The organism is Arthrobacter sp. 10T425, assembly GCF_056393985.1.
On the sequence record NZ_JBFTGZ010000025.1, the window covers coordinates 1 to 23369 of the forward strand.

A 23369-nucleotide genomic window follows, 5' to 3' on the forward strand; every position below is an offset into this window, starting at 1 on the left:
GCATTAGCGTGGGACATTGAGGACCTCCTGGTCGCTGCAGCGGTTGTCTAAGCAACTCCACTGTGCAACCGGAGGTCCTCACCTCTGTGTCAACGACTCCAGCGAGTCATCACATTCACCGAACCAACGTCCCTGGGCAGTACAGCTAGTTGGCGGCGGCGAGCTCAAGCAGTTCGCTCTTGTGGCCGAGCGAGACGATGTCCCAGCCTGCCGCAGTCCACTTCTCATGGTCCAGGACGTTGCGTCCGTCAAACATGCGCTTGTGGGACACAGCGGCAGCCAGCTCCGCGGGATCGACGTTCACGAATTCGTTCCATTCCGTCAGCAGCATGACCAGGTCGGCGTCCGCCACGGCCGTCGCCAGGGAGTCAACGTAGTTCAGGCGCGGGTAGCGCCTGGCAGCGTTGGCATTGGCAGCGGGGTCGTAGACGCTGACGTCCGCGCCGCTGTTGAAGAGCCTGGCAGCTACGTCCAGCGCCGGTGAGTCGCGGACGTCGTCGCTGTTGGGCTTGAAGGCGACACCGAGGACGGCGACGCGCTTGCCCTCCACGGTGCCAAGCAGGGTCTCCGCGACGTGGACAGCCCGGTCACGGCGGCGGAGGTTCACTTCGTCTACTTCGTTGAGGAACCGCATGGTGCTGTCCAGGCCGAGTTCGGAGACTCGTGCCTGAAGCGCCCGGATGTCCTTGGGCAGGCAGCCGCCGCCGAAGCCGATGCCCGCGTTGAGGAATCGACGGCCGATCCGGGCGTCGAGTCCGATTGCGTCCGCGAGCGTGCGGATGTTGCCGCCTACGGTCTCGGTGACTTCGGAGAAAGCGTTGATGAAGGAGATCTTGGTCGCGAGGAACGCGTTTGCAGCGACCTTGACCAGTTCCGCCGTCTCGAAGTCCGTCGAGATGAACGGGGTCTTGCGGCTGATGGCGTCGGCGTAGACCTCACGCAGGGTGGCCTCCGCAGCGGCGGAATCCACGCCGATGACCAGGCGATCGGGGCGCAGGGTGTCCTCCACGGCGAAGCCCTCGCGCAGGAACTCGGGGTTCCAGGCGAAGTTGACGGTGACGCCGTCGCGCGCTTCTTCGGCGACGAGGCCCTTGAGGCGGCGTGCGGAGCCGACCGGTACGGTGGACTTTCCGACGATCAGGGAGTCCTTCGTGGCCGCGCGGGCAATCGCCGCCACGGATGCGTCAACGTAGGTCATGTCGGCAGCGTGCTCACCGGCGCGCTGCGGGGTGCCGACGGCGATGAAGTGGACATCACCGAAGGCGCCGGCTTCTTCGAACGAAGTGGTGAAGCGCAGGCGGCCGGACTCAGTGTGCTTGCGCAGGAGCTCCGGCAGGCCGGGCTCGTGGATGGGCAATTCGCCTCGGCTGAGGCTGTCGATCTTCTCTTTGTCGACGTCGACACCCAGGACTTCAAATCCGAGTTCCGCCATGCATGCCGCATGGGTCGCGCCGAGGTATCCCGTACCGATCACGGTTAGTCGTAGTGTCACTAGTCCCCCAGTAGCTGCAAGTTGATTTCATTCCCTTGGGCGCAAACAGCGCATCCAAACGGGTCCACTATATATCGTTTGGTCACGGTGTCCCTCCCATTGCCCCTGGAAGTGACATAGCTCTAGCGGCTGGCACCCAAGCGCACGTCACCTGAATGGCTGGAATCCGCAGTCATCGAGACCGGCGAGGACAGCCGCGGTGAGGAAATGGCTGATCGGAACATGACTACCATGTATCCATGCTGCAAACGATTCCCGTGATACCTGCCGACACGATCGACGCTGGTGCGACGAACGTACCCGTCACAGAGGTCTCTGCCCACCTCCCATTTGCGCCCGCTTCTGGTCACGGGGCTAGCAGGTACTCTGCCGTCTTGTCGGACGGCCTGCCCTTGGAGGCACTTCTCGTCAACAAGAACTCGGATCTGATCGTTGTAAGCCTCCACGGCGCTACCGACCGCAACAAATACCAACTACCCCGATTCGAGTGGCTTCGGAGCCTGTTAACCACCGAATTCAGCAGCTTGTACTTCTCGGACCCTACGCTTCATCATCGCGACGATTTGGAGCTGGCCTGGTACACAGGCTCCACAAACCTAGACTTGTACCCGCTCCTAGCGGAGTGGGCCTGTTCGGCTGCCGACGCAGTCGGCGCGAAAGGAATTCTCTTCCTGGGGTCTTCGGGGGGCGGGCTGGCGGCACTGCAAATGGCAACTTACATCCCGGGGAGTCTGGCGTTGCCGTTCAGCTGCCAGACGAGCATCGCGAACTACCTCATTAACGGGACCCTCATGGGAGCACAGCGCAGGTACGTCGAAACCGTCATGCCGCACCTCGCCCCGGACGGGCCATGGACACTCACACCGGATGAAGACTGGTCTGTCCCGCTGGGCGCCAGGTCTTCAGCCCTTGTCCGGTACAGCCAGCATCAGCCCAATCTTGTGTACTACGTTCAGAACAGCAATGACTACGCACACGTCGAACAGCACTACCGGCCGTTCCGCGATGTCATCGAGGCAAGCCCCAACACTGACAATGTGCGCTTCCACGTCTACGAGGGTCCGAAAGCCCACAACCCTCCCGTTCCCACAGTATTTCACGAGCAATTGGACAATGCAGCGGAATGGCTTCGGAGCACGCTTTAGTTAGCACGGCGCAACTATCTTGCGTTTCGATCTGCCCCAATGACAGGAGCAAGCCACGTGGCTGAAGACAAATATTTGGTCATAGCTAATGCTTACCCCAATGATTCCAATATATACAACTATGGGTTTCTGCATCGCAGAGTAAAAAAATATCTCGACGCAGGCCTGGCTATTGACGTTTTTCGCATCGATACCAATGAACCCGAGCTAAGAGTCTACGTTTTCGACGGAGTCACTGTCACTACGGGGAATCGAGACATTTACACGCAATATATTTTGGCCTCTGACCACGCAAGCTTTCTAGTCCATTTCCCATTGGATTACATCATTGCCCCGATAAGCACCCACAAACCGTCAACTCCGATCATCGCGTGGCTTCATGGCTACGAGACCCTAAGTTGGCACCGGCGATGGTACGACGCCGTCGACGTTGCGGGCTTCATGGACAGAGTGACAAGCCTCCGAGCGCACGGCGAGAACCACAAGGTCCCGTTCCTGCGCCAGCTCTATCAGGCCGAACATCGTGATATCAGGTTTGTCACCGTCTCCAATTGGTTCTTGAAGCACAGCGTAGAGCCGGATGCGGGAGTTTGCGTTTCGAACGTAAGCGTCATACCAAATGTGGTTGACACCGAACTCTTCCCTTACATTCCTAAAGATCCGGCCCTGCGCCATAAAGTGCTCATCATTAAACCGTTCACGGGGTACAAATATGCCAATGATCTGGTTGTGAAGACAATCCTCGCGCTTCGACAATCGCCTTTCTTTGACAAGATGCAGTTCACCATCTATGGCGACGGCCCGTTTTTTGATGAGACACTCGAGCCGCTTCGGGAGCTGGAAAATGTACATCTCACCAAAGCATTTCTACGCCAGGAGGAAATCGCCAGTCTTCATGCCGAACATGGCATTTTTCTCAGCCCTACGCGCTGGGATTCCCAGGGAGTCTCTATTGGCGAGGCCATGAGTTCCGGACTCGTTCCGGTGTCCACGGCGATTTCAGCTATCCCCGAATTCGTAACCCACGGGACGAGCGGGCTCCTAGCCGCCCCTGAAGACCCTGACGATCTGGCTTCCTGCGTAGAAATGCTGGTGGATTCACCTGAAACTTTTGCCCGCCTCTCCGAACAGGCGACAATCCACGCGCAAGAAGTTTGCGGGCCAAAGGCGACCACGGACCGAGAAATCCAGCTGATTAGGAATCCGAAGCTCGGACGGAATACGGAAACAGGAGAGGTGGCCTGGGACCTTGCGTATTCCGACCTCGAGCAGGAGTTGTTCTCTGTACTGAACCATTTCTCGGAAAGACTAGAAGCACCGGGCGTGGCGGATTCCGCCCCGCCTTCGAAATAGTCAAATCCGGCCACCGGCAGCACACTGCCTACATATTGGGGATGCAAGAGAAGAGGCTTAGTTGGTTTTGACCTTTATCAACCCACCTAAGCCTCTTCTGGTCCCCAAAAGTATGAAGGGGCAAATCACGCACTGCTGTCAGGAAGCAAATACCGTCAGCGCATTGACCATCATCGCTGCAGCGTTTTGTTGGCTCCGATCCGCAAGTATCCTGGAACGGCCCTCGACCTGCGCATCCGCGTACGCTTCGGGAATCAGTATCCGTTCCAAGTCAGTTTCCAGATCGACAATCTTGCAACCGACTATCGGGTAGTCGGCAAAGTTGGACCAAACGCCTACATCAAGGTTGGGTCCAACCTGGAGCCCGGCGATCCCTCTTGCCCCGGCGGCCAAACACGGAGTGCCCACTGCCAGGCTCTGCATTGCCCCTCTTCCGGCTGAAACGCTAAAGACTGCCTTATTCATCAGGCGTGGGACATCGTCAGCAGGTACCCAGCCGCGCATGACGACAGAGACGTTCGGGTAGTCAACAATGTAGCTTGCCAGCTCGCGATCAACTTTGTTCCGCTCGGGACCGTCTCCCAGAATCTCAATGTCCCAATGGATATTCCGAGCCTGATGGAAGAGGCCGCTAATCAGGAGCTTCAGAGCCCGAACTTGGCTGCGTTTGTCCTTGTCGATTCTCGACGCCATAACGATCGAACCGTGTCCGTCCACGATCTTCTCGTCGAGACCCAGGAGAGGATATTCGAATCGATCCATGTCCACGCCGTTGGGAGCGACATGGACGCGCTCCGGTTCGATTCTGCACAGGTCCACCAGAAGATCGCCGATCTGCTCCGTGGTCACCAAAAAACCGTCAACCAGGTGCTGCCATGTGTAGACAAAGTCATGGTGAAAGCCATGGAACATGGCAACGACTTTGGTCTTCATGACCTCGTTCACGAACAGGGCGAATTTCCGCGACTCGAACGGCTGCGCGAATACCAAGTCATAGCGTGGCCCGTTTCGGATCTCGTCGGCAACCGTGGTCCAGTCTGCCCAGTCAACACGAATTACCCGGGCTCCGACTTCCTCGCCCTTCTCAGCAACGAGCCCGTCCCGCACAACCAGCGTTACATCGTGGCCGCGGTCAAGAAGCGTCGCTGCCGCCCCCACTACGTATTCGTGGAGCCCACCCCATTCGGCAACGGTATAGGCCGGTAACAGAATTCTCACGAAGTCTCCTCTTCGGTCAAGATGTCAGCGGCCCGGTTCGGAGCGGTCAAACTCCAGACCCAAGCCGACCGACCCGAGGAGATCAACGAGAGACGCCAGCTGTTCATCAGAAAATTCAACGTCCGCCGGGCACACAAGCGTCGAAACTTGGAGATCAGCAGCGAACAGGACGGCAACGGCAAGGAAAGGATAAACTTCCTCATTCCCGGAACGCTGTCCCGCGTGGAGCCAGGCATTGCTGGAAAGCGTCAGACGGTCGAACGTAAATATCCTGCCGGTTGCCATGTCGGAACGGACGACGTTTAGGCCGATTCTCCGAGTTGCATCCAGCGAGTTGATGCGCTCCGACCCAATGACCGCGTGCGTTTCAAGCGCTAGCTCGAGTCCGCCGCGCCACGTAAGACTTCCAGCACCAGAAGACACGTTGGTCGGAATTATCTGTCCGTTGCTGGAGAAACGGCTGATGGCACCTGCTACATCCGACGACATTGCGAAGGGTGCTTGGAACCGTCCACCCATGTGCGAGCCGAAAACCAAAGTCGCGGCAACCGCCACCCTATCGGCCCAGTTTGATGCCGGCGACGCGTCCATCCAGAATTCCGAGACAACCGGAAAGGCGTCCAAGTATTCGAGGTCGTGCGCCACGAGCCCGGCACGCCCGGACCTGTCGTTGATCCAAGATACCTTCATTATCGATTCACCAATTCCTGAATGCGCAATTCCGCTACTTCCGAATCTAATCCGTCGCTACCGCGCCGGTAGAGCGCCAGATCTGCCTCGCTCCGGCCATCCACTGCACGCACAAAGGCCTCAAGCGCCTTTGGCTCGTCTTCGAAGACGTATACGGTGAACGAGAATCGGTAATCTTGAGTGATGGATAGGGTGATCTGCCGCTTGAGGTCTGCCACTTGCTCCAGGCCAGTCGGCGGTTCGGCGGCATCGGAATTCGTCCAAACGATAGCTGCAGGGATTCGGCCCGGCTTGGCCATGAGCGCGGTCAGCCCTTGGAGTCGACTGCGAATGGCTCGGTCCAGGACTTCCGGCGGCGCCTCCCTCGGGAGCTCCATTGAGGGGTTAAGTTCTCCCTCCAATCGCCCGCTAACGCCCAACTTCCGCATGGCAGCGAGGTCTTCCAGCGTTACGTTCAGGAACTCGGCATACTCGCCGACAACCTTGTCGGTTTCATCTTCCTCGCAGAGGATGAAGCTCGTGCTCTTGAGCTTCTGCAGGCGGCTGGCCTTGTTGGCTACATTGCCCTGAACGTGAAGTGAACGTACGGCCAGGTGGTCTGGCAAGTACTTTCCAAAACTCTCCTCGAGCTTGCCCTTCTCGGCAATCTTGGGCCAAAGGATTGCTTTGCTTTCTTCCTTCAGTGCGGCGATGTCGTCATCGGAACCAGCGAACTGCAGCATGAAGCGGGAAAGTTCAGCCGCGTACTTCTGCCGTGTGCCGTCTGAGTTGCTCACCTGTGTCGGGTGCATGCGGCGCAGGAAGAGCACCTTTCCCGTGTGCACCCAGGACACCCCGGACCTCATCATACGCAAGGCCAAATTGTGGTCCACGGCGCTGGAGATGGTCTCGTTGTATCGGAACTGCCTGATCAGACGGGTCTCCACGAGCCACGTTGCGTGGCCCGGGGTCTGGCCGGTGACCAATGACACGGGCATGCAGAACTGTTCCCTGATGACATGGAGGACCATCTCGCCGGTGATGTCGTCGAAGTTCACCCAGGAACCGTAGCTGGCCTGGACGCCGGCCTTGATGCCGGAAAGGCTCACTTCGAGTCGCCAAGGCAACATAATGTCGTCATCGTCGTGGACGGCGGTGAAGGTGCCCCGTGAAATGTCCGCCACCGCGTTCCTGGCAGCGGCGATCCCGCGGTTCTCCTGGTAGACATATTTGACGCGCTCATCGTCGAACGATTCGACTACGAGCCGGGTAGCGTCAGTGGACCCGTCATCCACAACGATGACTTCGAAATCGTCTACTGTCTGCGCCAGCACTGAGTTAATGCTGTCCCGCAGGTAGTCAGCCCGGTTGTAGGTTGCAATTGCCACGGTAACCAGGGGCGGGGCGTCTTCTGGGCGGTTCTTCCAACTGGTCACGTTGCGGATGTAGGTCTCGTCCTGCTCAAGTCGGTTGAGCCGCTCGGCAATGTCACCGGCTGAATCGGCACGGGCGGCCGCAGCGTCAGAGTCATCCACGGCCGGAGCCACGAAGCAACGAATCCCCCCGGCAGAGCGCTGATCGAAGATCACTCCCATGCGTTTCATGCGCAGCTTGAGGTCGCAGAAGGCACGAGCGGTTTTCTTCTGTTTCTCGTCGAATCCACGAAGCCGCAGCAGTGAGTCTCGATCAACGAGCACCGGGCTTCCCGGTGCCCAGACGGAACGACTCACGGGGACACGTGCCGCGTCAGACCATTCCAGAGTGTCCGTCAACGCCGCCGTGGCGAGACGAGGCGGAAGATCCCTTCCGGGGATGATGACCATACTGGCCGCTGCAGCCCGGACGGACTCGATGGCGTCCTTCAGACCAGCCGGACTAAACATCATGCAATCATCGAGCGCAAGAATGACCTCGCCCGTCGAAATTGCGACGCCCGCGTTTAGCTGAAGGCCGGCACTGTCCTCGGGATCGCACCCGATGACCTGCAACCCGGTCTCCGTCCTGGACCGCAAATCCAACTCGATGTCCTCGGCACGCTCGCCGTCGACCAGCAGGATAAGTTCGTGGTCTATCCCGCTCAATGCAACGCCGATTGTCTTCGCCGACAGCCATATCCGATCGGCGCCTGAGGTCACGGCATTCACAACGACGGACACGGTCACACGCGTGCTCAATTGAAACTCCCTAGTGGACTCGTGCGAACTACGCTGTGAACAGGACCGGAGGCGGAAGTCACGCTCGGCAGGTCGAGTTGGGAATACCAAAGTCTGCCAATGACTCTTGGTACTTGCTCGGGGGCCATTTCCGCGTGCCAAACCCGTACGCCGATCCGCAGGGAATCAAAGGGTGTCTCACTGGCAAGGAGGCGGGGGATTTTTGCCACGGTCCCTGCCTTCATGGCTGGGACATAGGCGAAAGTCCGCTGTAGCGCCTTCGAGTAGTTCCAGTTCATGTCCCGAGGATCCAGAACTTCGGAGCCAGCCGAGACATTCTCCACCGTGAGCATGAATTGCTTGTCCGCATCCACATCAGCCAGGGCCTGAATCCCAATCGATAGAGAATTTCTCGGCACAAGAAGTTTTATTTCGAAGCTGTGGAGGCATTTATTATCGCCAGTCAATCTGTAATCCCTCGTCATAGTAGATTTCGCCATATCTAGCGTTCCGCCAAAATGCAAATCCGCATGCTAATCGGGATGTTCCCCATAGTTATCACTGTCAACGACCCTAGCACGCTAGGCACGACCGATTTTCGACAGCGTTAGGTATGAACTCCCCGTTTTGCTGCGCCGCGTCCAAGCCCTCGATCTCCGATCAGATGACAGGAGAAAGTTTCATTCACCGTCCATCTTTGCTTCACCCAGGCTGGACCCGAAGAACTCCTGGTGTGCCTCCTGGATATTCCGCAGGAAACGGTGCCGCGCGGGCGGCTCGTGGCCTTTCGACATCGGCTCCAGCACGAAACGGAGTCGTCCCGTTGGGTCCATCCCGCCCGTTTCAGGATCAGTGGAGCGCACTTCGGCGAATGGTGAGTAGTGTTCCTCGATGTGATTCAGGTCATTGGAGTTTTGGACGTAGCGCACGAAGTTGGGGATTTCCGCCTCGGCATAGAGCCGGCGAAGGTTGACTCGCTCCGCAAAGTCCGCTTCCACGGCATCAATCGTGTCGTAGCCAGGGAACGCTGCATTCACGAGCACTTTGGCAACCCAGGGAATGTAGTCGCCCACACGAGTCTGAGGCGAGAAACTCACAGCCAGCGAACCTGGTATGCGGTGCGAAATAGCCATAGCCGCGTACCCGCCACCACTGGACCCGGCCAGAACAATGTGCTCGTAGCCGCCGTCGGCTGCCACCTGCTGGACAACAGCAGCGATCTCATCGGCAAGGTCCTGCTCCTTTGTGCCGATGTACCACCCGAGGGGAACCTTCTCCCCCAGTTCAAGGGTGGTGTCAGCAATCAAAAGAACGCCGGCATCCAGGTTGCCGAGCGTCCGGCGCCATTCAAAGCGCGGGAGCTGGAACTTGGACCGCACGAGCGAACCATGGAAGCTCACAATCAACGTCTTGGACTCTCTTGGAGCGTACAAGGCGACGAGATCCAGGGGTCCGCCTGAAGGGGACGGCAGCACGTACTCGTAATGCTGCGACGCCTTGTGGTCGATCTCGCTGGCCGAGTCGATGCGGCGGATCTCTACAGCGTTCCGCTCGTCCCAGGCCGTGCCGGTGGTTGTTTCTTGCAAATTCACAGAGTCTCTCCTGTTTCAAAGGCCCCCACGTTGGAGCCTGTCAGTGCAAGCGGAGCTTCCTCCGCAGGGCTACCGGGAATGGTGGGAATTTCCGACTGGGCTACGTGGTCACCGACGGACTTTTGTCCGTGCCCGGATTCGGCAATAACCCGGAAGGTGCGTTCGTTGAGCGGAATCCACCGTACGGGACCGCCGAACACGGACAACAGGTTGCGTTCCACTGTCCCGACCTCGTACTTGTGTTCATCCGTTTCCCAGTTGTAGGGCGGCTCATCCGTCCACACGGACACGGCGTCCGCCGTGTGACCGCTGCGCAACTCGCGGCTGTACTGGAATGCGGTGGGATCGTAGACGTTCACTTGGGCAGAGCGCACCCGGTCCGTCGCTTCGACCCGGATAAGACGCCCTTCGTGGAAGGCCCCCATGAGCTCGTCAGAGTACGACGTGTCGATGGAACTCGTGTGAAGCAGGCTCGGATAGTGCATGAGTCCAACCCGCTGTCCCTTCCCGGCCGCCATTGCCAGATGTTCCTTCATCAGCACGCCCACCAGGGAGTCTGCGCCGAAATCGCCGACAAGCAGGATATCAAGTTCCAGGTCCTGCTGCTTGGCACCGGACGGCAGGAACCGGGACGGTGCCGGGAAGGCGCGTTTGGCAAGTGGGTAGTCCAGGTAGCCGGAGTGTTCGCCCATCCGGATCATGTTGTGCCAGTGCTCGTATGAATCGCGGTAGGACACCCTGTCAGGTGACCTGTAGCCCAGACGGAAATCTTCCATGGAAAGGTTCGAGGCACCCACCAGGGACAGCGTCAAGGGTGCCTCGCACACTTCGAAAGGCTCTTCGCCATTGACGAGGACCTGGTAGCGGAGAATGAACTCCGTGTCCGCGGCCTTCCGGACGGAATCCCAGTGGCCCAGGTACTCCCGGATGGTGGCCGTGTGGAACATCGTGGAAACGTGCGCCGGCGTGATGAAGGCCCCACGCCATCCGCGGTAGTGGAAAAAGAGGTCCTCGTCCGCGCGCGTCCAGGGAGCAGAAACGAGCCGTCCGTCGCTCTGCTGCTGGGCACCCCGGACCAGGAGGTCAATCTTCTGCGGGTGCTGCCAGTCGTCGCCGTCGAAAATCGTGATGAACTCGCCCTGAGCCATGGAGTAGCCGATATTGCGCGACGTGTACGCGCCGGCGTTGGGCTCGTTGAGCACCAGCTTGACGCGATCATCCGCAGCCAGCCACTTGTTAAGCCGGTCAGCAGCGTCCCCGCCAGAACCGTCGTCAACGATGATGACTTCAATGTTCTGGTAGCTCTGGTTGAGCGCCGACTGGATCGCAAGATCCGTATATTCGTCCGGCTTGTAGACGGGCATGACGATGCTGACCAGGGGTCCGTCCGTCACCGGTTCCGGTACTTCTGCGCTCAGGCGCAGAAAGGCCGGTGCCTTACCCTCGGCCAGCGAAAGCCGGGACAGCCCCGCCCGCTCATAGATCTCGTTAATCTCGGTGAGCCATTGGTCGGCGTCTGCTGAGTCGTCTTTGAACGGGTTGGCTGCGTTGGCGCGGTAGAGGTGGAGGTCATTGGCGTTCATCTCATCAGCCTTGTAAAGATACTGAAGCCTGATCACTTCCTCGCCCTGCCCTGTCCGGGCCAGCGCGTCCAGGAAGAATTCCCCACGCCGCTTTTCCCGGAACGGCTTGGCTCCGAGCCGCTGGAAGACATACTTGTACAGCGTGGCCGCGTTGAGGATGTCATCTTGGAGAACATTCTGCCGGAAGCACAGGTCGCCCAGATGCAGCAGTACGGAGCGGGGTGTCTTGTCCAGGACGGGCTGAACGCTGCGCCGGGTCTTCCCCCCGATCCGGTACATTTCCAGTGCAACAGCCATGTCCCGCCAGCCCCACTGGCCCGCGGTTGCCGTGCTGACCAGGACATCGCGGCCGTCAACGGAACGGAGCTTGGTCAACCGCTGGGCAAGCCGCGCTTCCGGGATCCGGGAGCGGGCACCCCACTCAACCAGAGCCCCGGGCCGCGGGTCCGGCAATGTTGCAGCGAGCTTGGACTGCGCTGCCGTGGCGCGCTTAGTAGCGCGTCGGGCCCCCCGCAAGAGCCTGTCCATGTAGAGCGCGCCCATGGCAAGCGCGGCCGCGAAGGCCAGCACCAGCACCGCCAGGATCCAAGGGGTGCGAGCGTAGGCAGCCACCACCACCAAGGCGAACAGGACGGCGAAGGAAGCGGCGGCCGCCTTTTTTTTCGGGGACATGCGCGCAATTCTGCGTAGAGCTTGTAGAAATTTCATTCCTGAGCCTTCTGGATTTGCGATTGAATGGATCGGGCGGACTGGGACGGGCCGGGCACCGGTACCCGGGCGAAGTGGCTACGCAGGGCGTCGAGCCGTGTTCCTGCAGGACGGTCCGAAACCCGGCCGATTTGTGGCGGCGGCTGGAACCCGTCCCATTGTTCGGCAACACTTTGCAGGAAGATGCTGTCCTCGGGGTTCCAGGTGTGGCCGCCGTGCGAATCCGCCCCGGAGTGGCGTTGCATTACGTAGTTCTGGCCGTGGGAGCGGTAGATGAGTCCCCCGGCGGCTTGGACGGCCTGCAAGAGGCACCGGTCGACGGCACGATGAACGGGCCGCCACCCTCCCAGGTGACGCAGCTCATCCCTGCCGAGCATCATGGTGCCGCCCGCAACGTGGTCCGAGTACTGCTCGCCGAGCGGAGGCCTGCGGGTGGTGATGTCCAGGCTTTCCAGGTACACGAATTCGACTTGTGCCCCCACCAGGATGGCACCGCTGAAGTCCTTGGCGTGAACGAGGTCCCGCAGGTGGTGCGGGCCGTACCAGTCGTCGTCGTCCATCTTGCAGATAAGATCGCCGCCGGCGGCGCTGACACCGGCGTTCAGCACGTCGCCGAAAATCATGTCGGCCGGAACGGAGCGCACCTGCAGCTCGCCGGGATACGCCTCCACAGCCCGGCGGACTTCGGGGAGGTCGGGGTCGAAGCCGTGCAGCACCACCACTACTTCCACAGCTTCCCAGCTTTGGCATGCCAGCTGCTCCAGGGCTGACGCCAGCTTCTCCGGCCGGCGGGTGGCGAGAACCACGCTCACGGAGGGTACGGGAAGTAGCGGCTTGCCGAGCTGGCCCAGCAATGTGTTCCAGACGGCGCGCGGGCTGTAGAGGTCCAGCGCCGTCCGGCGTAGGTCGATCGACTTTGATTCCCGCACCACCGGCGCGTCATCGGCGTCGAAGGCCTCGATGCAGTCCACTAGCCGGTCACCCAGCATGGACCTTACCGGGGACGGCAATGCACGCGTCAGCATCGGCACGCCGGCGACGGCGAGCTGACTCAGGCGCCGCGCCAACTGCCGGTCCAGGCCGCCGAAGCGGCTGCCATCAACCTCGACATACTCGTGCGGGCGCAGGGCGGCGAGGCCGGTTTCGCTGAGGTCTCCCCCTCGGCCGAGCTCCCTTGGCTCGAGCGCACGGGTCGGCTTGTCCGGGTAAGGCAAGAATCCCATCGGAGAGACGACGGCGGTATCAACAGGAGGCAGTACCGTCGCCGACGGAGTCCAGACCGGCGGGGTTACCCGTCTTGGTTGGGCGGGGATCTGATCACTGAGCTGCTGCGTGAGCTCGGCGGGACCGATCAGTACGTCGACGGAATAAATGTCATCCGGCTCGGGCTGCAGGAGCTGCTCCGTCATGAAGCTGCCCAGCGAGTCGCCAGCGAGCCAGGCGCCGGCTGAGGGGTCGCTGATACCGACGCGCAGTCCGCCCAGCACCGGCCGCGGCGCGGCAGGCGAGCAACAGCCGAGTGCGGCGAGGGCGGCAGCGTGCACATTCACCCATTTGCCGCCCTCCACCACCACGGCGAAGCCGAGTCCCGGCACGGTCAGGGCGGACGTGCCTGCCTTGACCTGGAGGCTGCGCGGCGTCCACACCGGCAGATCAGCTGCCGGGAAGTGACCGCGGATCACGAAGACGAAGCGCTGCGCCCGTCCCTCGCTGCGGAACAAGGGAAGCAGCGTCCTGGCCTCGGCGAGCGACTCGGTCTGCACAACGTAGTGATCCCACCACAATTGATCTGCAGGGACGGCGTGTTCCCAGTCGGACGCGGTCTTGGGGTCGCGGTGCTCCCAGTCCGTGCGGGCGTAGTCCAGCCCAAGGTCCAACGCCAGCTGCGCCATGGAGTGCTCTGCCGAGCCGACGACAACGCTCTTGATCTGCATGCTGCTAGCTCCCCGCCCCGCCCGCGCGGGACTTGAGCTGGCCAAGGATGTAAGCCGGGCCCTTACGGGCAATGGCACGGGCGCGGTAGATGCCGCGGTTTGGGGCCATCCCCTGCTCCAGGCGGCGGCGCTCGATTTCGGACTTCTTCAGCCGTGCCTCGAGGTGCCGGATCTTCTGCTCGTAGTCGAGGCGGGTAGCGGCGTCGGCCAAATCCCGGACCACGATATTGAGGTCAAGGGTTGCCGCGGCGCCTTTGCGCAGGTGCAGCTTAGGTTTGGGCCGACGGAAGTCGTGCAGGCCCAGAGCACTCCCCGAGACCCACCGTTCACCGCCGGCGCTTCGTGCGGACTTCTCAGGGTCACCGGTTTCTGACAGCTCCCGGAGGGTCGCCGTCTGCCACAGTTCCATCGCGCCGGACTGCCCGTCCACTAGTGCCCGCAGGACAAGTGCCTGCGTTTGGCGCAGGGTGTCGATCATCGCCTCCAGCGAGTGCAGGCCGATGGCCGTTCCCGCGCTGAGCACCAGCGTGTAGGCGGCCTCAGCCGGCTGTCGTCCGTCCGTTCGGGGAAATGAAAAGCGGCGGTCCGTGGCGAGCCACTCCTCCAGCTTCGGCCGCCCGTCCTCCACGAGAACGTCCACTGTGAAATCCTGGCACGCGGAGCCGAAAAGCGACGCTACAGTCCCTGCAATCTCCAGGTCCGTGGCCTTCGCGGCCGAGATCAGGATTCGGACGAGTGGGGTTTCCTGCCGCGGCGCGTGCAGGGATTTGAGCGCAAAACCGGCGTGTCGCAGCTCGTCTTCAATAGCCGCTGCCGCTGACTGGGCGTGGCTTCCCTTATCCACTGACGGAGGCCCCAACGGGCGCGTGCAGCCGATTGGACTCGGAGGGCTCCTGCTGGTTCCAGATGCCCTTGGTGTCGATGACCTGTTTTCCTTCCAGGGCGACGGAGTCAAGGGCCAGGAATTCATCATGGTCCACCAGGAGCATCACGAGGTCCGCCGCTGCTACGGCTTCCTCCATGCCGTGGAGCGCGGAGAGGCCGGATGCTGCCAGCGCCGTCGGGAGTTCCTCAACGTTCGGGTCAACGACCAGGATGGTGCTTTCAGGCAGCTGCCGGACGAGCTCCTGGACGATCGTCACGGACGGCGACTCCCGGACGTCGTCGATGTTGGCCTTGAAAGCCAGGCCGAGGACAGCCACGGTTGCCCCGGGCTGGCCGGCCAGTGCCTCTACAGCCTGCCGGACCACATGGTGCGGCTTGGCGTCGTTGACTTCGCGAGCGGTGCGTATCAGGCCGGAGTGCTCCGGGACGGCGTCGACAATGAACCAGGGATCCACCGCGATGCAGTGTCCGCCCACACCGGGTCCGGGGCGAAGCACATTCACTCGCGGGTGGTGGTTCGCCAGTTCGATCAGCTTCCACACGTCGATGCCCAGGTTGTCGCAGATGAGCGAGAGCTCGTTAGCGAAGGCGATGTTGACGTCGCGGAACGTGTTTTCCACCAGCTTGGTCATTTCGGCTGTGGTGGCGTCCGTGAGCAGGATTTCGCCCTGGCAAATGACCTCGTAAAGCCGCTTGGCCAGCTGGGCCCCCTCTTCGGTCAGGCCTCCGATCACGCGGTCGTTGGTGACCATTTCAACCATGATCCGCCCCGGCAGCACCCTTTCCGGGGAGTGCACAATGTGAACATGGTTCAGTCCGGGACCTGTTTCGAGCGACAGGTCCGGCCGCAACTCCATGAGATGGGTGCCCAGGCGGTCCGTGGTGCCCGGGGGCGACGTGGACTCCAGGACCACAAGTTCGCCGCCGCGCAGCTTAGGGGCGAGGGCCTCGAGAGCGCTACGAAGGTAGGAGAGGTCGGCGCCGTTGCCCTCCGCGAGCGGGGTGGGCACGGCAATGATGAACGCGTCTGCCGCGGGCACCGTAGACATGGCTACGAGGTTCCCCAGGCTGACCGCGCCTGAGACCACCACACCCATATCGGGTTCCACAAAGGGAACCTCTCCCCGGTTGACGGCGTCGACAGTCGATTGCTTCACATCGACGCCGGCCACGCGCTTTCCTTTGGCTGCGAAGCTGGCCGCGGTGGGCAGGCCGATGTAACCAAGTCCGATGACGGCAACATCAAAAATCGTCTCGTCCATGTCTCCCCTAAACTAAAATGTGGTCTTCGGGCGAACCGAAGAACTGAATCTTTGAAGAAGCCAGAAGCTCTTCATTAGTGATTTGCCAAGTGTGTGACGCCACGTCGGCGGCGCGCATCTGGCAGTAATTGAAGCGGTCGGCGGAGTACACCCGACCGCCCGACTCAATGACGTCGCCCAGGAAGCGCGAGTCCTCTCCACGCTGCACGGGCTGGAAGGGTAGGCGCCTGAACGTGTCAGTGGCAGCGAAAATCGTCGGTCCGGAGACTGCTTCCACGAACCGGTGTTCCAGTTGCGGGTTGCGTAGGATCGTGGCACCAGCCCCGGCCAGGTGCATGTAATGCGCCCGCTTTCCCACCACCTCGGCCTCGGAGTACATCATGGCGTTGACCTGGTCGCCCAGGTACATGGGGCTGTAAATGTCGTCGTCATCCCATTTGGTGGAGAATCGGCCATCGGCTCGCGCCACGGCGGCATTCAGGCACTCACCGAGCAGCGTTTGCCCCGGTTCCTGAAGAACCACGACGTCGAGAATCCCGGCTTCCAGGCACTTTCGCCGGAATGCCGCGTCGTCGACCTCAAACCCGTGGGCGAGGTAGACCAGTTGGACATCCACGCCCTTCTGGGCGGCGACGCCGGCAATGACATGGTCGAGTTGCTGCGGACGGAAACTTGAGACGAGGACCGATACCTGCGCCCTGGGCGCCGGCGCGGCCAGGGTCGGCCGCGCCGCGGCCGCGATGGACTGTGCCCGGTGGCTGAAGGTGTGTTCTGCCCAGATTCTGCGCTGGGCCTTGTGGACCATGCGTTGTGCGTAGTCCGGGTTGGCCGTCAGCGCCTTCAGCAGGTGCGCGGCATCGTCCCGGTTGTCTGCTGTGGGAATCTCATTGCCCGGGAAGATTTCCGTGATGGCCGCGCTAGGAGTGGAGACTACGCAGGAGCCCGCCGCCGTGATCTCGAATATGCGCCGGGCACACATCGACGGCGAATCCGTGACGGAGTTGACGTTGAGGAAGATTTTGTACGCCTTATAGGCGGTCAGCATCTGTTTGTAGGACAGGGATCCCACCACGTGCTTCTTGAGGATTCCGGGGAACTGATACTGCGGTTGCCTGCCAAGCTGGCGTGAAAAGATTTCAAAGCCTGGACGCTTGCCCGCCGTCGCGTCCACGGCCGCGCCCAGCAAGTACTCCATCTGGCGCCGACGATCCTCATACTTGTGCGCAAAGTACATTCCAGCGAATGCAATCTCGCGGGCGTGCCAGCCGTGCCGGGGCCGGGCCGGGTTGTGGATGCGGGGCTGCGCGGCAAAGGGCAGCACAGAAATCCGGCTGTGGCCCAGGTCCGCCCGGTAACGGGGAAGCATGTTGGCATCGGTGGTAAAGACGTGGTCGAACAATCTCGCCGCGGGGAGAAAGTCCACGTAGTGAGGCGGGTCTTCCTTGTTCCAAAAGACCGCAGGAAGTCCGGCCGCCCGGCATCCTTCCACCAATTCCTGCAAGACGACTGCGGGGCCGGCGGGGCCCGTGATTTTGCCCCGCCAGAGTCCGGCGTTGCCGGCCCAGGCGGATTCGACGACGACGAAGTCCAGTGCCTCATCGCGCAGCTGCTCTCGCCAGCTGTCCGGCCTGAGCGCCACGACTGTCCACTCGGCGGAGAATGCCGCCGCGGAAAAGTCGTCCATGATGATGCCGACTCGCAGACCCGGGTTCCGCGGCTGCGCGACGTCAATGGCCGCTTCACGGAAGATCAGGTGCCGGCTGCGTCCCAAGCCGCGCCAAGCACCTTCAGCGCCGCGAATTCCGGCCAGGCTGGCCTCGTCGCGCTCGGCCGTGCTGCGGTGGAGATAGCTCTTGACCTGGGCCATACCACCCCGACGGGCGTGCCAAAGTGCTCGGCGCCAGTACGCCGTCTTGTTTCGAAGACTCATTCGCTACCTGGACCGCTTCCAGCCGTTGGGCAGCAGCGTGGTTCGCATTTCCGGAAGGCTTGCCATCAGCTCCGCCCGGATCTGGCGGCCGTAATCGGCGTTGCCCTCGTTCATGCGCCAAATGAAGTTCCGGTATTCCTTTGCGACGTCATCCGGGGTTCCGTCCATGATGAAGTCGCCCTTGTCGATCCAGATGGCGCGGTTGCACATGCCCGTAATTGTCCCGAGGCTGTGACTGACAACGAACACGGTTCCGGCCTGGTTGGTCACGTGCTCCATCCTGGCCTTGGAGCGATCTTTGAACTGGGCATCACCGGTGTTGAGCGCTTCATCGATGAGCAGAATCTCGGGGTCCACGGCAGCGGCGATGGCAAAGCGGAGGCGCGCCCCCATGCCCGAGGAATAGGAGTTCATCGGGTGGTAGATCTCGTGCTCCAACCCGGACATCTCGACAATGTCATCGAACTTGGCATCGATTTCTGCGTGGCTCATGCCCATGGCCAGGCAGCCGAGCCGAATGTTCTGGGCACCGGAGATGGAGCTGATCAGTGCCGCGTTGACACCGAGAAGGATGGGATTGCTCGCGGCGTAAACAGTGCCGGAATCGGGAATGATCAGACCCGCAAGCACCTTCATCAGGGTGCTCTTACCCGAGCCGTTGCGGCCAATGACCCCAATGGAGTCGCCTTGGTTGGCCACGAAGGAAATCTTGCTCAACGCCTTGGTCTTCACCACGGAGTCGCCGCGCCGGGGCGCGCGAAGCCTCTTCAGGACCGAGGTCCGGGCATTAGTCCGCCCGGGGGTTTGGTTCTTGGTCCGGTAGACCACCGAAACGTCGTCTACTACTACTGTCGGCTCGTTGATGTGGCCGCCTGACACCTCAGACACGTCCATAGCTTTCCTCTCCGCGCCAGAAGACAAAGAGTCCGGCCGCTACCGAACCCAGAGCCCACAGCCCCAAAACTGCCCAGGCCCGCCAGGACGGTGTGGTGTCGTAAAGAACCGTGTCACGGATGACCTTGATGACCTGGAAGACCGGGTTGAAATCCATGATGGTGCGCATCACGGGATACTTGCCGAAGCGGCTCTCAGCAAAGAAGACCGCGGAGACATACATCAGGAAACGAATGAGGAACGACAGCAGGTGGCTGAGGTCCGGGATTTTGAGCAGTACCGGCGCCAGCAACATGCCAATCCCCAGGTTGAACAGGAATTGCAGCAGGATCGCCGGAATGATCAGGAACCACCGCCACGTGATTTCCTCGGCCGGCGCCGTAAAGATGACGAAGAGCAGCATGACGATCGTCACGGGAATGTTAGAGAGGAGCTCGCGCACGTTGACGGCGATGGGCAGAGACGCACGCGGAAACTGGAAGGCACGGATCATTGATGTATTACCAGTGAGCGACTTGGCTCCGCCAAGGATGGACCGCGTACTCATCTGGAACGTAAAGACGCCGATGATCAGGTAGCCGATGAAGTTGTCAATGCCTTTGCTGGTGCCCAGGAACACGCCAAAGATCAGGTAGAAACTGAGACCGTTCAGGACTGGCGTCAAGACAAGCCAGGCGGTTCCCAAATGGGTCTTGTCGTGGCCGCTCTGCACCCTGGCCCGGGCATCGAACAGGATGAAACTCCGGCGGTCCCACAACTGGACCAGGTAATCCAGGAAATCGGGCCGCTGCCCCACCTTGCTCAGCCGGGCAAGGTTCACGGGCACCGAGACCGTGGCGGGTGCCTCCGTCAGCACGGCTTCGGTTTGTTCAGCTTCCGTTTTTTCTTGGATGCTCATCTAGTTACTCCCAGCATTTCCAACTCTCGTGCCAGGGCAACCGCGTTGGCGGCCCATGTTCTTTCCTGCAACACGCGTTCCCGGCCGGCAGCTCCGAGCTTTGCTGCAAGTTCCGGGTCCGAAAGCAATTCCCGGATCGCCGTGGCGATTGAGACAGGATCCCCCGCCTCCGCTAATAGGCCGGTTACGCCGTCTTCGACGATTTCCGCCAACGCCGGCAAGTTGCTGGCCACCACGGGCCGGGCACAGGCCATGGCCTCCACGGGTTTGAGCGGTGTCACGGATCGCGTCACCTCCAGGTCCTTGCGCGGCACAACGAAAACATCCAGCGCCTGATGGTACAGGGCCGTCTGGCTCCGAGGCACCCGGCCTGTAAAGGTGATGCGGTTGATGAATCCGCTCCGCTGCGCCTGAATCTGCAGCGATGGCATGGAGGACCCGTCACCTACGATCAGGAGACGAAGTAAAGGAAGGTCCCCCGCAAGCCGCACAAATGCGGCGAGGAGGTCCTCGATCCCTTCATAGGGTACCAAGCTGCTCACGGTGCCGATAAATTGCGCGTCTTCTGCGAGACCAAGCTCACGCCGGGCACTGGCCCTGTCCAGCGGCTCGGTAAGGAAGTCACCGCCAACAGCGTTGGGGGCAATCAGGACCTTTCTGGCCGGAATTCCGGCAGCGACGATGTTGGCCTTCATGGCCGTCCCGAGGGTCAGCACGAGGTTGGCGGCCTGCATAACTTCCGTTTCCCGGCGCCGGAACATCCGGTACTTCTCGCTGTTGCGCGCCTCGGGTCCGCGGGTGGAGGCCCAGGTGTCGGCCAGCTGGCCGCGGACCTCGTAGACCCAGGGAATCCCGAGAGCCTGAGCCACGGCCCGCACCACGAGTCCGTTGACGTAGTGCGTGGTGGTATGCAGCACACTCGGCTTGAAGTCCAGGGCCACGGCCAGCAGTTCCTCCGCCTGCTGCTGCAGCCGGGCGTCAATGGACGAGGCCATCGTGCCCGGCAGGAGCCGCCGGTACCGGATCCCGTCCACGGTGTCCGTAGATTTCGCGAGAAGTTTACCGACCTGCACGGGGTAACCCATCCTGGTGACGGCAAGCACGTCCCAGCCGGCTTCCTGCTGGGCCAGCAACGTCGAGTGGGAGCGCTGGGCATAACCGCTGGCGGTGTGCGGCAGCGAGTTCGTCAGTAGATGAAGAATCCGGCCGGGAACCGGTTCGTAGGGCCGGCGTTCCAGGGAGGGCGATGCGTCCGTCAGGATGGCCGCCTCAGCAGCCAGGCGGGCACGTTGCCGCTGTCCCGCCGCTCCTGAGCCATGGAGGGCCTCGACCGCGCCGCTGACGTCGCCGTCATACCAGAGGCGACGTGCCCGGGCCTGTTTGAGACGCTGCGCCGTGCCTGCCTTGGCCAGGAAATCGTCCGATAACGCCGGGAGGTTCGCGGCAAGGGCGACGTCGGCCAGCCGTCGTGCGCGCTCGCCTTCGACGTTGCCGCCGGCGGCGATGCGCAGCCGGCGCTCGACGTCGGCGCCATCTCCGGCGGCGAGAGCCGCGAACAGCACGGCCGCGGAGGTGGAGTTCTTCGGGGCCAGTTGGCACAGACGCTTCGCGAGCGGAAGTACCGCCGAGGGCAGCCTGCGCGAAAGCTGCAGGAACAGCATGACGGGATCGTCAGTCAAGTGCTGGCGGACCACGCTCTGGGCCAGATGCACGTTCTTGAGGAGCTGCATCATCGGCTAGGGCCGGTATCCGCGAGCAGTTCGGTGATGAGTTCCATGTAGCGGCCGGCGAGTTGCTCGTACTCGGCATTAGCCTTGACCCACTGGCGGCTGTCGCCGTTGCGAACCAAACGGCCGCGGTCGGCTGCCAGCTCGCGCCACAGTGTGGCCAGCGCTTCCGGGTCGCTGGCCACGATGTCGCCGGCCTCGGCGTCCGAGACGATTCGCGCCGCTTCTCCCTTCACTACAGCGGTGATGTGCCGGCCGATCGCCAAAACTTCATAAGTCTTGGACGGCACAGTGGTCTCAAAGGATTTCCAGTCGTCCCGCAGGGAGACAATGCAGGTGTCCGCCGACGAGTAGCGTTCCAGCATGGCGTCCCCGGTCAGTGGCGGGTGGAACGTGACAGGAGCCTTCAGCTCACGTGCCAGCTTCTCGAGCGCTGGCCTTTGGGTACCGTGGCCCACCAAGTGCAGGTGCATCGAGTCCCCCACCAGTGCACTGGCACGGATGGCGACATCGAGTTTTTGGCTCTCGCCGTGGTTCCCCAGGTACAGGGCCTCGAAGACGTCCCGTTCCGGTTCAGGCGGCCCCACGACCGGAATGGCGTCCAGATGCACGCCGTTGCTGACGGTGGCGACATTGCGGACTCCGCGCGAACGCAGCGTGGCCGCGAATCCCTCGGTCACTGTGACCACGAGGTCTGCCCGGTGCTGGACGAAGTCCACCGCGTGCTCCACAACGCTTTTGACACTGCCTTGGACCAGGCGGGCGTCGCGCGCCAGGTCCGGCCAGGCATCGCGCATTTCCACGATCAGCGGGACGCGGCGCATTTTGGCCAGCGCGTAGCCGGCAGCCAGCGAAGGCAGCCCCGGAGCGGTGACAATGACGACGTCGGGCTTGCGGACCATCATCCCGGCGGGGACGGACATGAGGGCGGAATAGCACTGGTCCAGCAGGCGCGCGGCGCGGGAGTTGCCGTGGCGCAGGTAGGGGACGTGGAGGATTTTTTCGGTGAACTGGCCGTTACGCAGCCGGAACGGCCTTCCGGCCATCCAGCGCGGGAGGGCCCGCCGGCCGAAGGGATAGTGCGCCACCGGAGTCACGACGTCGACATCCCAGCCGGAGTGCGTGAACTCCTTGATCATGGCAGTCCAGCGCCGCTGCGGCGGGCTCTGCTCCGGCCAATAGGAGTGGGTGATCAGCGTGATCTGCACGCCGTCATACTTGGTTTTGGGCGCTGCAGATTCCACCAGGGCTTCATCCTGCACGGGTGTCAGGACTTACCGGTCCGGGGGACGCCGGTGGCCTTCTTCGAACCGATGAACCGGAAGTAGGCAAAGCCAAGGCCCAGCAAGACCAGCACGGTGATGGTCTGGACGGCCAGGGGGCTGCCGGTAGCAACGGCCACGGCGGCCTGGACCTCGGACTTCACCATGACCGGCGGCTGAGTGGGCGTCGCGATGACAGCGGGAGCCGTGGACTGCGCCGGTGTAGGCGTAGGTGTCGGGGTCGGGGTTTCCGAGGGGGTTTCCTCGACGACGGGGGCCGGGACGGGCGGGGGCACCGGAACAGGAGCGGGAATTACCACCGCAGGAGCGGGTACTGGCACCGGAGCAGGCACGGGCGCAGGCGCCGGCGCGGGGGCTGGCGCAGGCGCAGGCGCCGGTGCGGGGGCTGGCGCAGGCGCCGGTGCGGGCGCAGGAGCCGGGGCTGGTGCGGGCGCAGGAGTCGGGGCTGGCTCCGGAAGAGGTGCCGGAGGGACCGGAACAGGGTCGGGAGCAGGTGCAGGCTCAGGAGCGGGGTCCGCTGGCTGCAGAGGATCACCGGAGCCACCGCCGGGCGAAGGATCCGGCGTCGTGGTCAGGAATCGGATGAGAGGGTGGGGAACGGCTACCGCGGCGTTTGCCGCTGTCGCCGTGCCCATGACTGAGC

18 protein-coding genes are annotated in these 23369 nt (G+C 62.0%); 2 read left to right on the forward strand and 16 right to left on the reverse strand.

The features are described 5' to 3' along the window. Nucleotides 1–145: 145 nt before the first annotated feature. Nucleotides 146–1492, reverse strand: coding sequence for a UDP-glucose dehydrogenase family protein (locus AC1DDH_RS19975; RefSeq protein WP_476956151.1), 1347 nt, complete (start codon nt 1490–1492; stop codon nt 146–148). A gap of 239 nt (nt 1493–1731) precedes the next feature. On the opposite strand from AC1DDH_RS19975, the gene AC1DDH_RS19980 reads away from it, so the two are divergent. After that, nucleotides 1732–2637, forward strand: a complete 906-nt coding sequence (locus AC1DDH_RS19980) for a hypothetical protein (RefSeq protein ID WP_476956152.1) — start codon at nt 1732–1734, stop codon at nt 2635–2637. A gap of 57 nt (nt 2638–2694) precedes the next feature. Further along, nucleotides 2695–3990, forward strand: coding sequence for a glycosyltransferase family 4 protein (locus tag AC1DDH_RS19985; protein ID WP_476956153.1), 1296 nt, complete (start codon nt 2695–2697; stop codon nt 3988–3990). A 138-nt stretch (nt 3991–4128) separates the two neighbouring features. Here the strand turns inward: AC1DDH_RS19985 and AC1DDH_RS19990 are convergent, their stop codons facing one another. The 15 genes from AC1DDH_RS19990 to AC1DDH_RS20060 all read right to left on the reverse strand — a co-directional run bounded on the left by AC1DDH_RS19990 (nt 4129) and on the right by AC1DDH_RS20060 (nt 23270). Next, a complete protein-coding gene (locus AC1DDH_RS19990; protein ID WP_476956154.1) occupies nt 4129–5208 on the reverse strand; it encodes a glycosyltransferase family 4 protein in 1080 nt (359 codons plus the stop codon). Between the two features lie 24 nt (nt 5209–5232). After that, nucleotides 5233–5898, reverse strand: coding sequence for a hypothetical protein (locus AC1DDH_RS19995; RefSeq protein ID WP_476956155.1), 666 nt, complete (start codon nt 5896–5898; stop codon nt 5233–5235). Continuing rightward, nucleotides 5898–8051 carry a glycosyltransferase family 2 protein gene (locus tag AC1DDH_RS20000; protein WP_476956156.1) on the reverse strand — a complete coding sequence of 718 codons (2154 nt, stop codon included), beginning with the start codon at nt 8049–8051 and terminating at the stop codon, nt 5898–5900. The genes AC1DDH_RS19995 and AC1DDH_RS20000 overlap by 1 nt, the downstream gene beginning before the upstream one ends. Nucleotides 8052–8710: 659 nt before the next feature. Then, nucleotides 8711–9622, reverse strand: a complete 912-nt coding sequence (locus AC1DDH_RS20005) for a hypothetical protein (protein ID WP_476956157.1) — start codon at nt 9620–9622, stop codon at nt 8711–8713. Continuing rightward, nucleotides 9619–11877, reverse strand: coding sequence for a glycosyltransferase family 2 protein (locus AC1DDH_RS20010; protein ID WP_476956158.1), 2259 nt, complete (start codon nt 11875–11877; stop codon nt 9619–9621). The genes AC1DDH_RS20005 and AC1DDH_RS20010 overlap by 4 nt, the downstream gene beginning before the upstream one ends. A gap of 32 nt (nt 11878–11909) precedes the next feature. After that, complete coding sequence (locus AC1DDH_RS20015) at nt 11910–13847, reverse strand: glycosyltransferase family 2 protein (RefSeq protein ID WP_476956159.1); 1938 nt, start codon at nt 13845–13847, stop codon at nt 11910–11912. A gap of 4 nt (nt 13848–13851) precedes the next feature. Then, nucleotides 13852–14691, reverse strand: a complete 840-nt coding sequence (locus tag AC1DDH_RS20020) for a hypothetical protein (protein ID WP_476857229.1) — start codon at nt 14689–14691, stop codon at nt 13852–13854. Next, a complete protein-coding gene (gene wecC / locus AC1DDH_RS20025; protein WP_476956160.1) occupies nt 14684–15994 on the reverse strand; it encodes a UDP-N-acetyl-D-mannosamine dehydrogenase in 1311 nt (436 codons plus the stop codon). Before wecC ends, AC1DDH_RS20020 begins: the two co-directional genes overlap by 8 nt. Before the next feature lie 7 nt (nt 15995–16001). After that, nucleotides 16002–17861, reverse strand: a complete 1860-nt coding sequence (locus AC1DDH_RS20030; protein ID WP_476857227.1) for a glycosyltransferase family protein — start codon at nt 17859–17861, stop codon at nt 16002–16004. A gap of 66 nt (nt 17862–17927) precedes the next feature. Beyond that, entirely contained in the window at nt 17928–18818 is an 891-nt protein-coding gene (locus AC1DDH_RS20035; RefSeq protein ID WP_476857226.1) for an ABC transporter ATP-binding protein, read from the reverse strand. Continuing rightward, complete coding sequence (locus AC1DDH_RS20040; protein WP_476857225.1) at nt 18805–19716, reverse strand: ABC transporter permease; 912 nt, start codon at nt 19714–19716, stop codon at nt 18805–18807. The genes AC1DDH_RS20035 and AC1DDH_RS20040 overlap by 14 nt, the downstream gene beginning before the upstream one ends. Beyond that, a complete protein-coding gene (locus AC1DDH_RS20045) occupies nt 19713–21449 on the reverse strand; it encodes a glycosyltransferase family 4 protein (RefSeq protein WP_476857224.1) in 1737 nt (578 codons plus the stop codon). Before AC1DDH_RS20045 ends, AC1DDH_RS20040 begins: the two co-directional genes overlap by 4 nt. After that, the gene (locus AC1DDH_RS20050; RefSeq protein WP_476857223.1) at nt 21446–22687 is read right to left on the reverse strand and encodes a glycosyltransferase family 4 protein; all 1242 of its coding nucleotides are present in this window, start codon (nt 22685–22687) and stop codon (nt 21446–21448) included. The genes AC1DDH_RS20045 and AC1DDH_RS20050 overlap by 4 nt, the downstream gene beginning before the upstream one ends. A gap of 23 nt (nt 22688–22710) precedes the next feature. Then, complete coding sequence (locus AC1DDH_RS20055; protein WP_476857222.1) at nt 22711–23001, reverse strand: hypothetical protein; 291 nt, start codon at nt 22999–23001, stop codon at nt 22711–22713. Between the two features lie 17 nt (nt 23002–23018). Then, complete coding sequence (locus AC1DDH_RS20060; protein ID WP_476857221.1) at nt 23019–23270, reverse strand: hypothetical protein; 252 nt, start codon at nt 23268–23270, stop codon at nt 23019–23021. Between the last annotated feature and the right edge of the window lie 99 nt (nt 23271–23369).

What these genes read in the sequence shown, in the direction of transcription:
- AC1DDH_RS19980 (WP_476956152.1), top strand. Translation starts at nt 1,732, where the DNA reads ATGCTGCAAACGATTCCCGTGATACCTGCCGACACGATCGACGCTGGT.
- AC1DDH_RS19995 (WP_476956155.1), bottom strand. Translation starts at nt 5,898, where the DNA reads ATGAAGGTATCTTGGATCAACGACAGGTCCGGGCGTGCCGGGCTCGTG.
- AC1DDH_RS20010 (WP_476956158.1), bottom strand. Translation starts at nt 11,877, where the DNA reads ATGTCCCCGAAAAAAAAGGCGGCCGCCGCTTCCTTCGCCGTCCTGTTC.
- AC1DDH_RS20015 (WP_476956159.1), bottom strand. Translation starts at nt 13,847, where the DNA reads ATGCAGATCAAGAGCGTTGTCGTCGGCTCGGCAGAGCACTCCATGGCG.
- wecC (WP_476956160.1), bottom strand. Translation starts at nt 15,994, where the DNA reads ATGGACGAGACGATTTTTGATGTTGCCGTCATCGGACTTGGTTACATC.
- AC1DDH_RS20030 (WP_476857227.1), bottom strand. Translation starts at nt 17,861, where the DNA reads ATGGCCCAGGTCAAGAGCTATCTCCACCGCAGCACGGCCGAGCGCGAC.
- AC1DDH_RS20035 (WP_476857226.1), bottom strand. Translation starts at nt 18,818, where the DNA reads ATGGACGTGTCTGAGGTGTCAGGCGGCCACATCAACGAGCCGACAGTA.
- AC1DDH_RS20040 (WP_476857225.1), bottom strand. Translation starts at nt 19,716, where the DNA reads ATGAGCATCCAAGAAAAAACGGAAGCTGAACAAACCGAAGCCGTGCTG.
- AC1DDH_RS20045 (WP_476857224.1), bottom strand. Translation starts at nt 21,449, where the DNA reads ATGATGCAGCTCCTCAAGAACGTGCATCTGGCCCAGAGCGTGGTCCGC.